The 11,868-nt window shown below is 46.2% G+C and carries 10 protein-coding genes; 5 read left to right on the top strand and 5 right to left on the bottom strand.

The genetic code is table 11. From position 1 onward, the window contains the following. Nucleotides 1-204: 204 nt before the first annotated feature. On the bottom strand, nucleotides 205-1,464 hold the full coding sequence (locus JMX92_RS07170; protein WP_110816631.1) for a cation:proton antiporter: 1,260 nt from the start codon (nucleotides 1,462-1,464) through the stop codon (nucleotides 205-207). 356 nt (nucleotides 1,465-1,820) lie between these two features. Beyond that, nucleotides 1,821-2,282 (bottom strand): DIP1984 family protein, encoded by a 462-nt coding sequence (locus JMX92_RS07165; RefSeq protein WP_201544789.1) that lies wholly within the window; start codon nucleotides 2,280-2,282, stop codon nucleotides 1,821-1,823. A gap of 146 nt (nucleotides 2,283-2,428) precedes the next feature. Here JMX92_RS07165 and JMX92_RS07160 point away from each other — a divergent pair, with 146 nt between their 5' ends. Then, entirely contained in the window at nucleotides 2,429-2,725 is a 297-nt protein-coding gene (locus JMX92_RS07160; RefSeq protein ID WP_011960624.1) for a DUF4298 domain-containing protein, read from the top strand. 93 nt (nucleotides 2,726-2,818) lie between these two features. Here JMX92_RS07160 and ilvD read toward each other — a convergent pair whose 3' ends face one another. The 3 genes from ilvD to lipB all read right to left on the bottom strand — a co-directional run bounded on the left by ilvD (nucleotide 2,819) and on the right by lipB (nucleotide 6,363). Continuing rightward, entirely contained in the window at nucleotides 2,819-4,723 is a 1,905-nt protein-coding gene (gene ilvD, locus JMX92_RS07155; protein WP_011960623.1) for a dihydroxy-acid dehydratase, read from the bottom strand. 126 nt (nucleotides 4,724-4,849) lie between these two features. Continuing rightward, on the bottom strand, nucleotides 4,850-5,533 hold the full coding sequence (locus JMX92_RS07150) for a hypothetical protein (RefSeq protein WP_201544787.1): 684 nt from the start codon (nucleotides 5,531-5,533) through the stop codon (nucleotides 4,850-4,852). A 26-nt stretch (nucleotides 5,534-5,559) separates the two neighbouring features. Further along, entirely contained in the window at nucleotides 5,560-6,363 is an 804-nt protein-coding gene (gene lipB, locus JMX92_RS07145) for a lipoyl(octanoyl) transferase LipB (RefSeq protein ID WP_413786863.1), read from the bottom strand. Between the two features lie 236 nt (nucleotides 6,364-6,599). On the opposite strand from lipB, the gene JMX92_RS07140 reads away from it, so the two are divergent. From JMX92_RS07140 to JMX92_RS07125, 4 genes are all read left to right on the top strand, one after another. Next, nucleotides 6,600-7,478: an SDR family NAD(P)-dependent oxidoreductase gene (locus JMX92_RS07140; protein WP_011960620.1), complete on the top strand. Its 879-nt coding sequence runs from the start codon at nucleotides 6,600-6,602 to the stop codon at nucleotides 7,476-7,478. Between the two features lie 194 nt (nucleotides 7,479-7,672). Then, nucleotides 7,673-9,085, top strand: coding sequence for a coniferyl aldehyde dehydrogenase (locus JMX92_RS07135; RefSeq protein WP_155587375.1), 1,413 nt, complete (start codon nucleotides 7,673-7,675; stop codon nucleotides 9,083-9,085). A 161-nt stretch (nucleotides 9,086-9,246) separates the two neighbouring features. Then, a complete protein-coding gene (arfB, locus tag JMX92_RS07130) occupies nucleotides 9,247-9,663 on the top strand; it encodes an alternative ribosome rescue aminoacyl-tRNA hydrolase ArfB (RefSeq protein WP_201544785.1) in 417 nt (138 codons plus the stop codon). A gap of 224 nt (nucleotides 9,664-9,887) precedes the next feature. Beyond that, nucleotides 9,888-11,846, top strand: coding sequence for a glycine betaine ABC transporter substrate-binding protein (locus JMX92_RS07125; RefSeq protein ID WP_201544795.1), 1,959 nt, complete (start codon nucleotides 9,888-9,890; stop codon nucleotides 11,844-11,846). The last annotated feature ends 22 nt before the right edge of the window (nucleotides 11,847-11,868 follow it).

Genomic DNA, 11,868 nt, shown 5'->3' with positions numbered 1-11,868 from the left:
TGACAGTTATGAGGCTATTGTCGATGCCACTTGCTTGGCTTGGAATAATTTGCTTAAACAGCCACAAAGAATTCGGTCGTTAACTGCTCGTGCTTGGGCGCAACTTTAATTGTTGGGTTTGGTATAAAACCAGTCAGGTTTAATTTACTTGGCGATTTTACAAGATCTGCTAGAGGTGGGCCGCTTGGCGAGATGCCTTTGCCGTTAAGCAGGTTTATTAGTGCTGCTAGGTTTAGCGTCATCAATAAGTCTGGGTGCCACTATACCGTGCAAAAATATAGAGACAATAATGACGATGCTACAGATAATCCATAAGTCTGTGGCATCATCGAGTGCAAAGACGTCTTGATTTAGAGCATAGGCTAAGTAATAAAAAGATCCGATACCGCGGATGCCTAAGCTTGAGATGACAAAACGCTCCTTATTGGGCAAATTAAGCCCCGCCAGTCCTATCCACCCAGCAGCGGGTCTTACCACGAATAAGAACAGTAGGCTTGTGGCATATACTTGCCAGCTTAAGCTTACATCTGAGCTTAAACCTTGACCCAACGCCATCCCAAATACCACCAATACCAAGGACATAAGCAGCCCCTCTGATTGTTCAGAGAAGTCATGTAATGCGGTATGGTAATCATGAGTGTGCTCGCTGTGACGGAAGGTGAAAGCGGCAATAAACACAGAGATAAAGCCGTAGGCATGCACAAATTCTGCCACACCATAAGCCAATAACGTCATCGCAATGACCACATAGCCTTGCGACATAACGGTGTCTTTATTGCTTTTTGAGAAAACCAGCTTGCTAAGCAGCTTACCAACCAAGACACCAACGGCGACACCAGCACCGACTTTCCAGAGCACATCTACACTAAGCCAGTCGACTAAAAGAGACAAGGACAGCTCATTTGCCTTACCGTAATACTCCGCAATTTTTATTGCCAGATAGACAAAAGGAAAGGCCAGACCATCATTGAGTCCTGCCTCAGAGGTAAGGGTAAAGCGCGGGGTGTCCTCATTACCAGAGTTAGGCGGGCCTACTTGAATGCTAGAGGCCAATACCGGGTCTGTCGGCGCCAAAATAGCACCCAGTAAGATAGCTGCCGCCAAGCTCAAGCCAAAAATATAATAGCCAAGCGCTGCCATTGCCGCGATACATAAAGGCATGGTGATGAGCAATAGCCGAAAGGTGGGCCGCCAATGCTTATAGCTAAGCGGGGTATCAATCTTTATACCGGCACCAACTAAGGACACCAGTACCACAAGCTCACATACCTTTTCGACCACCTCACCATTGGCGATAGGATTTAAAAAGGGGAGCGCAGACCAAAAATAACCCATGAGTAAGCCAAAGCTTACCTGTAGCATCGGCAAAGATAAGGGCAGACGTTTTAAAAAAACAGGGGATAGGGCACCAAACAAAAAGGCGATGCCACACACTAGAAGAAACTGATTGTAGTTTTCAAGCATCAGAGTATCGATAATTTGAGTTAAGAAGAAAAAACACTGTCAATAGTAGGGCTTAGTATTGGTCAGTAACAGAGATTAATAATGGCGTATCTGCCCAGCATTAAACATTGTTTTTAGGTAATATTTATCGAAAGAAGCCGACTGTCAGTGACGGGTAGTGAGCTTTAAATAGTGACTTATGCTAAGTGACAAGTGCGGGGCATAAGAGGTAAAAAAAACGTCTGCCCACAACGCATGGTCTGCCACTGCAGTATATTTTCAACCCCCTGCTGTGGAGATAAGGGGTCTGTCACTCGCCCAGTCGGCCTCAAAAGTATTGTAACAAATAAAGCGGATAACATAGCGGTTATTATGCGTTACTCTTGTACTAAGTCGATTTGCCAATTGCTGGCTTGAATGATTAGATTTAAGTTACGCAGCTTCATTGCTAAGTCATCTGCTTGTTTTTGAAGTGCGGATACTGAAATCATAACCCGCCATTTGATTTCGCGCGGGCTATAGCGGTCCACCTCATTACTGGCGGCTGCTATGGCCTCGACAAGCAACTTGTGACGCATCTGCAGCATATCGCGCTGTGCCAATAGGCTTAGCATGGACTGACCTTGTTCCGTGGTGGCAATGGCATTAGTGCGATGAATGCGCTCTATTAAATTGGAAAGCTCGCTTATGACTTGATTGGCCTCGACAAGCAACTCCTCAGGTGCTTCATTGGGAGTGTCTTCCTCTTGTACTTTGACATTATTGGCAATTCTGGCGTTAAGCTGAGCCAGTTTTTTTTGTAAGTCACTGCGAATAAGTAAGGCTTCGGCAAGTTTCATAATATCTCAACTTCTCTTTATTTATAGGATTGTAAGATAACCTCTGCCGGTGTTATTGTCTATAAGGATTATGAGAATCGATAGTGTCATTAAGCATAAACCAACGTAGTTTTATTGATTTTTATACTAAAAAAAAGGGTAATGTGATGGAAAATTATGATGCACAAGCACTACAGAAAAAATATGAGCATTGGCATGATTTGCATCAGCAGATACATGAAGCTCAGGAGAAATGGCGAGAAGCCAGTGCCTTATTGTCTGAATTGCAAACGTATTACCAAAGTGAGCAGTGGCGAAGAGATTATGAAAACAACGTCGCTGTTGAGTGTGCAGATAATGTGCACTCTATCCTCAGCGAAGATGCGCTATGGAGTGCATTAACTGACCATCAAGAGCAGGCCATTCGTTGGATGCGGCTGGGATTAGATGCTATAGACCATTAGCGTCTGGCCTAAAATAAGCTGTGGCCTAACACTGTACAAAAAAAGCCAGCATCGGCTGGCTTTTTTTTGAGTTTTTATTCATTTTACAGCGTATTAACGTTCAACTTGACTCACATCACGTACCGCACCGGTATCCGCGCTGGTGGTCATGGCGGCGTAGGCACGTAGGGCTTGACTGACATGGCGCTCGCGACTTTCAGGTTTCCAAGCTTTGCTACCACGTGCTTCCATCTCTTCACGGCGGCGGGCAAGCTCACTGTCAGAGACTTCCAGGTTAATGCTGCGATTTGGAATGTCGATGTGGATGGTATCACCCTCATTTACTAGACCAATAGCGCCACCTTCGGCAGCTTCCGGGCTGGCATGGCCGATTGATAGACCCGAGGTGCCCCCAGAGAAGCGGCCATCGGTTAATAGCGCACACTCTTTACCCAAGCCTTTTGATTTTAAGTAAGAAGTCGGGTAGAGCATCTCTTGCATGCCCGGTCCACCTTTCGGGCCTTCATAACGGATAATGACAATATCACCGGCCACGACTTTGTCCGCCAAGATGGCCTCTACGGCGTCATCTTGTGACTCAAACACACGGGCACGGCCAGTAAAGGTTAGGATGCTGTCATCAACGCCAGCAGTTTTTACCACGCAGCCACGCTCAGCAATGTTGCCGAACAATACGGCCAGACCGCCGTCTTTAGAATAAGCATGCTCGGCAGAGCGGATACAGCCAGACTCACGGTTTAGATCCAGATTGGACCAGGCTTTATTTTGTGAGAAAGCTTGGGTGGTACGTACGCCGCCTGGTGCTGCGATATACAAATCACGTGCCGCTTCATGATTGGGATGATCAGTATTCATCACATCCCACATCTCAAGCGCTTCTTGCAAGGTCTTGGCGTGAACGGTTGGCAAGTTTGTGTGCAATAGACCGGCACGATTTAGCTCGGCCAAAATTGCCAATACCCCGCCGGCACGGTGCACATCTTCCATATGGTATTTTTGGGTAGCAGGCGCCACTTTTGATAAGCAAGGCACGCGGCGACTTAACTGATCGATATCGGCCATTTTAAAGTCAACTTCTGCTTCATGCGCAGCGGCCAATAAATGCAAAATGGTATTGGTTGAGCCGCCCATGGCGATATCAAGGCTCATGGCGTTTTCAAAGGCTTCTTTGGTAGCAATAGAGCGTGGCAGGGTCGACTCATCGTCCTGCTCATAGCGGCGTTTTGCTAAGTCAACAATACGGCGACCGGCTTCTAAGAAAAGGGCTTCACGCTTGGCATGAGTGGCTAGCAATGAACCGTTACCGGGCAAAGATAGACCTAAGGCTTCGGTTAAGCAGTTCATTGAGTTGGCGGTGAACATGCCTGAGCATGAGCCGCACGTTGGGCAAGCGGAGCGCTCAATCTCTAACACGTCAGCATCGCTTACGTTGTCATCAGCGGCGTCAATCATGGCATCCACAAGATCTAGCTTACGGATTTTTTTGCCATCTTCATTGACGGGGGCATCAAGATTATGACTGGGCGCTAAATCTTCAGCCAATACCTTGCCGGCCTCCATAGGGCCACCCGAGACAAAGATAACTGGGATGTTTAGGCGCATGGCTGCCATTAACATACCTGGGGTGATTTTGTCGCAGTTTGAGATACATACTAACGCATCTGCGCAGTGGGCATTGACCATATACTCTACAGAATCTGCGATTAAGTCACGGCTTGGCAAGGAGTACAGCATACCGCTGTGACCCATGGCAATGCCATCATCAACCGCGATGGTGTTAAATTCTTTGGCAACCCCGCCCACACGCTCAATCTCACGGGCAACCAGTTGGCCCATGTCTTTTAGATGGACGTGACCTGGAACAAACTGGGTGAAGGAGTTGGCAATGGCGATAATTGGCTTATCAAAGTCACCATCAGTCATACCTGTGGCACGCCATAATGCACGGGCACCAGCCATATTGCGGCCTGAAGTTGAGGTCTTAGAGCGGTATTGCATATAGCATCCTTTTTATCTTAGGTATTGAATTACTCAATAGGTATTGTAACCTATAAACACAGATTTGGTTAAAGCAAAAAATATTGATTAAGTATAAATTAAAATTATGATTTAACTCAAAAAATATTAGACCAAGCGGAGCTCAATGGCCTCTTGTAATTGGGTAAGTTGTGGTTTTTGATCCTCAAGTAATGCCAATATTGTCAGCGCATATTGAGCCGGTAGTACCTGATAGCCCTCTAAGCGCTCAAGCGCCATCCACTCATCCTCTGCTGTGACTACCAAAGGCTGAGTGCTTTTATTAAGTACAAACACATCGCCATAAAAGTGCCAATCTTGCATAGAGGCTTGTAGGGCCTCGGCCTTATTTTGGGTATAAATAGGATCACGATCTTTAGCCGTGTTGGTGAATTTTAGGCGCAGTGCAATTTGCAACCGATCACAAAACATCACTAAGGTGCCGGTGACTTTCACTTGCCAAGGGGTTTTTACCAAGTCTTCACTGATGCCTATAAGTTTGGCCGCGTCTGCGGCAAACATAGGGGTTTGAAACTGTTTTAATAGCTCGGCAGTTAGGGGGTGAGCGGACTTAATATCATCGCTTAGCGCATCATAATGATATAAAAATGGCAACTTCTCATCTTGACTGATGCTTTTGTCAATAATTTTGCAATTGTGAATCTGCCACGGCGTATCATTGGTGAGTAAGTCATTGAGTATCAAGGTGTTAGGATCGGCGGTAAGCTTTGGTGCATCCGTTAGGCTCAGATGGGATGCTTGTAAATTAGGGGCGGGGAAATCTGTATTCATAACAGGCTCTCAAAAGTAGCGTGGGATTAAGGAGCAGCGCTGCGCAAAGAAATGGCACCCATATCACGCTGGATAATATTCGTCAGTAGCAGCTTGGTCACCTCAAGCTCAGTGACGGCGCCTGGCAGCACCTCAAAGCCATGATATGGGGAGGTGTCAATGCTATTTAACGCCACAAAATCAGCCAATCTAAGCATTTGCATGCCGGCATAACCACAAGGGTTAATGGCATTAAAGGCACCCAGATCACAAGTGAGGTTTAGGGCAATGCCGTGGTAGCTAAAGCCGTGCTTAATCTTAAAGCCCAATGAGGCAATCTTACCGAGCATCAGCTCATCTTTGTTATAAATATAAACACCGGGCGCATCTTTACGGGCTTTGGCATAAAACTCTGTAGCGGCTGGCTGACGGCTTAATACCGTATTTAACACATCTTCAATGCTTTGCTCTGCATGTGATACCAAGTCTCGCACCGACCAGCCGGCATTATTTAAGTCAATCAGCCAATAAATGACCAATTGCCCTTTGCCATGCCAGGTGACTTGGCCACCACGATCGGTATGGATAATGGGTGTATCACCGCGCTGTAATATGTGCTCTTCTTTGCCGGCTTGACCGAGGGTATAAACATCCTTATGCTCGACAATCCACAGCTCATCGGGGGTGATAATGCCTTGGCGTTTTTGTTCGATACGCTTTAAAGTATGGCTCAGCATAGCAGCGTGCGTCTGCTCATAATCGGCATCAATTAAGGTACGTAATTTAAAAGCGCTTGGCGCTTTGGCGTCGCCTATAGCGTCGCTTTGGGTTTGGTTGTGAGTAGAAATCATAATCAGCTATTGTTTTATTTGGAGGTTATAGCATATCATGGGGTCATCGAGCTCGCCATAGCTGAACACTGCTATATTGATTGCTTTTTTTAAGTGTCGCATGAGCGACCAAAACTTTCATGTTATGACCTTTGTTTGACTTTGCTCTGTATTATTTGTAAACCTGTTGTCTTCCTAATTCTTCTACTTTGTTGTATCGATTCCATGCAATCGATGCCTTAAAAGGACTTTGTTCAATGAAAAAATCTGCCTTACGTAAAGCTGTAAAAAACAAAAACATCGTAATCACTGGAGGCTCTAGTGGTATTGGCGAGAGCACCGCTTACTTGCTAGCAGAGGCGGGCGCGCATGTGATTTTAATTGCCCGATCTGTCGATAAGCTTGAGGCAGTACAGGCTAAAATTACAGCCTTTGCCGGTAAGGCCAGCATTTATAGCTGTGACTTAACGGACATGGACGCCATTGTAGAGACAGCCCAACAGATTTTAAAAGAGCATAAGCATGTAGATATCTTAGTCAATAATGCAGGCCGCTCAATCCGCCGCTCTGTTAATGAGTCACTCGATCGCTTTCATGACTTTGAGCGGACCATGAGCATCAACTATTTTGGTGCCGTTAAGTTGGTGTTAGAGTTTATCCCAGGTATGATGAAGCGCAAAAAGGGTCAGATTATTAATATCTCATCGATTGGGGTACTGGCCAATACGCCTCGTTTTTCGGCCTATGTGGCATCAAAAGCTGCCCTTGATGCGTTCAGCCGCTGTGTGGCTGCTGAAGTAAAAGGCAAAAAAATCCATCTGACTTCTATTTATATGCCTCTGGTGCGTACGCCTATGATTGCGCCGACCAAGATGTACAACTACATGCCCGCGCTAAGCCCGCAAGAGGCGGCAAACTTGGTGGCCAAGGCCATTATCGAAAAGCCGGTGAGCATCTCAAGCAACATGGGCCGTTTTGCATCAGCCACCTATTCTTTAGTGCCCAAATTTAACTTAGGTATTCAGTCTTTAGGCTATCGCATTTTCCCAGACTTTAAGGCCGCTAAGCAGAAAAATGCGAAGCCCAATGTGCTTCAAAGAGCCTTTGCTCGGATTTTGCCTGGTGAGCCACATTAATAATTTATTACGTTATATGAATGATTTAAAGCAGAATACGACTCTTATTTATGCTATCTTTTTTAGTCATTAGTTTAAGTTAACCTATGTTTAGCTAAAGCTTGGTGTTATTGGCCGGATCATAACGGGTTGTTCACTCTTGGATTATCGTTATGCTGCATAAATTTACTCATAACCATCAAAAGGATATTTGAATGAGTCAAAGTATAGTTAGGACCACTGAGCAATTGAACGCTCAATTTGAGCATATGCGTGAGCTGACTCGAAAAAAGCCCATTAACGACTGGTCAGATAGAGAGGCTTTATTAAATAGTTTGTCGGCGATGCTTACCGAAAACAAAAAGCGTTTTGCCGAAGTGATTAGCCAAGATTTTGGCAATCGTAGCCAAGATGAAACTCAGTTTGCAGAAATTTTTCCAAGCTTACAAGGCATCGCGCATGCCAAAAAACATGGCAAGTCTTGGATGAAGACCCGACGCGTGTCTATTTCTACCTTTTACCGCCCTGCCCATAATGAGCTTCAGCCGCAGCCTTTAGGGTTGGTGGGTATTATGGTGCCTTGGAATTATCCGCTGTTTTTAGCTGTCGGTCCGATGATTGATGCGCTGACTGCAGGCAACCGTATTATGATAAAAATGAGTGAATCGGCGCCGTTATTTGCCGAAACCTTTGCCGAAGCGGTGGCTGAATATTTTCCGTCTGATGTGGTGTCTGTGGCCGTCGGTGAGTTAGATTTGGCAGTGGCTTTTAGTGGCTTGCCATTTGATCATCTGCTCTATACTGGGTCGACCAATGTGGGTAAGCAGGTTATGGCGGCAGCAGCGCCGAATTTAACCCCAGTAACTTTAGAGCTTGGCGGAAAATCTCCAGTTGTGGTACTAGAAGATGCCAATTTAGAGACAGTGGTTAATCGCATTATGATGGGTAAGACGCTTAATGCTGGCCAAACCTGTATTGCGCCGGATTATGTGCTTATTCATTCAAATCTGCACAGCAAGTTTGTGAAGCTTGCTAAAGAGTGGATGATTAACCATTATCCAGATATTGCCAACAATGCTGACTATACACGTATTATTAATGCCAGTCAGTTTAAGCGGGTGCAAGGCTATCTTGAGAAATTGCCACATGAGCAACTGGTCCCGTTAACCGACATCGCGGCCAATGCAGATACCCAGTTTATGCCGCCGGTAGCGGTACTTAATCCAGCCCCTGACAGTGAGGTTATGCAAAATGAGCTGTTTGCGCCGATTGTTCCGCTAGTGCATGTCAATGGGGTGCGTGATGCGGTAGAGTTTATCAATAGCCGTCCCAGACCTTTGGCATTATATATCTTTGGCGAGGACAATTCAGATATTGAGTATGTGCGTAATTATACCGTATCGGGCGGTGTGGCCATTAATGAAGTGATTATGCACGTGGCTCAGCATGAGCTGCCCTTTGGTGGTGTGGGTCATTCAGGCATGGGTGCTTATCATGGTCAAGCAGGTTTTGAGCGTCTAAGTCACATGAAGCCGGTGTTTGTGCAATCAAAATTCAATGCGCTAAACATCATGTTGCCGCCTTATAGCGACTTATTTAGAAAAGGGTTGGACTTTTTGTCTAAGTAAAGGTTGTGAATTAACCTAGGACACTCAAGACAATGACCACACCCAATTTACCAAGTCTATATTAGTCTCATAAAAGGCCCTTCTATCATAGAGGGGCCTTTGTTTTTGGTAGCTGTGATCAACACCAAAACCTAACTAAAACAAAGAGATAAAAGGAAATTATGATTGTTATCAATAAACATATTCATTTAACCGACAAAGAGGTCGAGCTTCACCCAATGCGGGCGCAAGGCGTGGGTGGCCAACATGTGAATAAGGTGTCCTCTGCCATTCATCTGCGCTTTGATATTGTTGCCTCAAGTCTGAGTGATGCTGTCAAGCAGCGGCTGCTTGATAGCAAAGACAGCCGCATTAGCAAAGAGGGCGTGCTTATTATAAAAGCGCAGCAGCACCGCACCCAAGAGCGCAATAAACTTGATGCTATTGAGCGCTTAAAAGACTTTATAAAAAAGGGTACTGAGGTTAGCAAAACTCGAACACCGACCAAGCCTAGCCGCAGTGCCAAACGCAAACGTACCGACAGTAAAGTGCAGCGCGGCAGAACCAAGGCGCTACGTGGTAAGGTCGATTTTGAGTAGGGCACAATGTTGGCTTGGGGGGCAGGCTGTGGGGCAGGCGTTGTTTAGTGATCGTCAAGTGTAACGCTACACTCTGTATTGGTAATTTTTAACAGATTACGGTATAAACAATATAGATATTTTTCACAATAATATAAAACAATTTTGACCCCCATAATAAAATAGGTACTCCCTTGCGCCCACTTAACTTGCGTCACCCTCGCTCTATCAAACATTACTCCCTGATGGGCTTGCTGCTACTGTGTCTGTCTATGTGGTCTGCGCCGGTTATGGCCGCTTGTGGTGCAGGCGATGGCAAGCCGGTGAAGTTTGGCTCCTTAACTTGGGAGAGTGGCCAATTTATCTCCTCTGTGCTACAAATCATCGCAGAAGATGGCTATGGCTGTGATACCGATCTGGTGCCGGGTGCAGGCCCTGCGTTAGAGACGGCATTGGCACAAGATGACATACAAGTGATTGGCGAGCAGTGGGTGGGGCGCTCGCCTATCATGGAGGAGGCGATTGCCGCAAATAAGGCTGCCGTCATTGGGGATACCTTACAGGGCGGTGCTACTCAAGGTTGGTATGTGCCCAAATACGTCCTTGATGACAATCCTGGGCTAAAAAGCTATCAAGATTTACCTAAATATGCCCATCTATTCACCGATCCTGAAGACCCTACCAATGCGCGATTTTTAAATTGTCCCACGGGGTGGACTTGTGAGATATTTAATACGCATTTGCTAAAAAACACCGGCTTGACCACACCCAATAGTGAGGGCATAAAATTTAATAACGTCCATCCAGGCACCGGTGCGGCGCTAGATGCTGCGATAGCCTCAGCCTTTGAGCAGCGCAGGCCTTTGTTGTTTTATTACTGGCAGCCAACCGGTCTTATGGCCAAATATGACTTTGCTGAACTTGCTTTTGCCAAACACGATGAGCTGTGTTGGGATAAGCTGCTTGATGCAGAGAGTCAGACCGATTGTGTGTCAGGTTTTCCGGTATCCAATCTAGGGATTGCGGTCTCCACCCCTTTTATAAATACCTATCCACAGCTGGCCACTGCCTTTAAAAAAGTGCAGTTCGCCCCTGATACCCTAAACGGCGCTATTTTGCAGATGAGTGAGAATAAGCGCAGTGGGGAGGCGCAAGCCCGTCTGTTTTTACAACAAAACCCTAAGCTATGGCAGCAATGGGTGACACCTGAAGCAGCACAAAAGTTAGCCACAGCGCTTAACGTATCTTTAGATGGCTCTACAGCTGACATGGGTACTAATATGGGTACTAACCCTATCAATACTAGTGCGGCAGCTTTTAGCGGATTTCCTGAGTGGTCATTTGAAAATCAATTAAATAACTCACTTAGCTATGTGGTACAAAACTTTGGCACTGTATTTCGGTCAATTAGCCACGGCACCTTGACCTATTTGTTACTGCCGATAGAAAAGCTTATGCATCTGACGCCGCCGTGGCTGATTATTGGCTTAGTGGCGCTGTTGGGCTGGCTGGCAACCCGAAAGATTTGGTTTGCGGTGAGTTGTGCGCTTGGTTTGTTCTTAATTGGTGCGTTTGGACTGTGGCCTGCTTTGGTGCAGACCATGGCGCTGCTGATTGTGTCGGTAATTGTGACTATGGTCGTGGGTATTCCCATGGGTATCTTAATGGCCGGCAGTAGCAGCTTAAGAAAAGTAGTCACTCCGGTGCTCGATGTGATGCAGACCATGCCAAGCTTTGTGTATTTAATTCCAGTGCTCATGCTATTTGGTATTGGTAAAGTACCTGCCTTATTTGCCACCATTATTTATGCCTTACCGCCACTGATTCGTTTGACCATGCTGGGTATTAAGCAAGTGCCACATGAGATGATAGAGGCCGGCCGCTCTTTTGGTAGCAATCACAAACAGCTGCTAATTTGGATCAAATTGCCACAAGCACTACCCAGTATTATGGCCGGCATCAATCAGGCGGTCATGATGTCGCTGTCGATGGTGGTACTGGCCTCTATGATTGGGGCGCCAGGGCTTGGGGAGGATGTGCTGCAATCGATTCAGACGCTAAATATCGGTCAAGGTTTGCAGGCAGGCACCGCCATTGTGATTATGGCGATTATTATTGATCGTATCACTCAAGCCTTTGGGCAAGGACGGCGCGCACGTGATGAGCTTCGGCACTCAAACCACAGTCATAAGCTGTCGCCTTAACCCACTTTGTTCGCCCTATTTA

This window comes from Psychrobacter sp. H7-1 (genome assembly GCF_904846585.1).
GTDB lineage: Bacteria > Pseudomonadota > Gammaproteobacteria > Pseudomonadales > Moraxellaceae > Psychrobacter > Psychrobacter raelei.
The sequence above is the reverse complement of the archived record's forward strand: the minus strand, read 5'-3'. Positions and strand labels throughout refer to the sequence as shown.

What these genes read in the sequence shown, in the direction of transcription:
- JMX92_RS07170 (WP_110816631.1), bottom strand. Translation starts at nt 1,464, where the DNA reads ATGCTTGAAAACTACAATCAGTTTCTTCTAGTGTGTGGCATCGCCTTT.
- JMX92_RS07165 (WP_201544789.1), bottom strand. Translation starts at nt 2,282, where the DNA reads ATGAAACTTGCCGAAGCCTTACTTATTCGCAGTGACTTACAAAAAAAA.
- JMX92_RS07160 (WP_011960624.1), top strand. Translation starts at nt 2,429, where the DNA reads ATGGAAAATTATGATGCACAAGCACTACAGAAAAAATATGAGCATTGG.
- ilvD (WP_011960623.1), bottom strand. Translation starts at nt 4,723, where the DNA reads ATGCAATACCGCTCTAAGACCTCAACTTCAGGCCGCAATATGGCTGGT.
- JMX92_RS07150 (WP_201544787.1), bottom strand. Translation starts at nt 5,533, where the DNA reads ATGAATACAGATTTCCCCGCCCCTAATTTACAAGCATCCCATCTGAGC.
- lipB (WP_413786863.1), bottom strand. Translation starts at nt 6,363, where the DNA reads ATGATTTCTACTCACAACCAAACCCAAAGCGACGCTATAGGCGACGCC.
- JMX92_RS07140 (WP_011960620.1), top strand. Translation starts at nt 6,600, where the DNA reads ATGAAAAAATCTGCCTTACGTAAAGCTGTAAAAAACAAAAACATCGTA.
- JMX92_RS07135 (WP_155587375.1), top strand. Translation starts at nt 7,673, where the DNA reads ATGAGTCAAAGTATAGTTAGGACCACTGAGCAATTGAACGCTCAATTT.
- arfB (WP_201544785.1), top strand. Translation starts at nt 9,247, where the DNA reads ATGATTGTTATCAATAAACATATTCATTTAACCGACAAAGAGGTCGAG.
- JMX92_RS07125 (WP_201544795.1), top strand. Translation starts at nt 9,888, where the DNA reads ATGGGCTTGCTGCTACTGTGTCTGTCTATGTGGTCTGCGCCGGTTATG.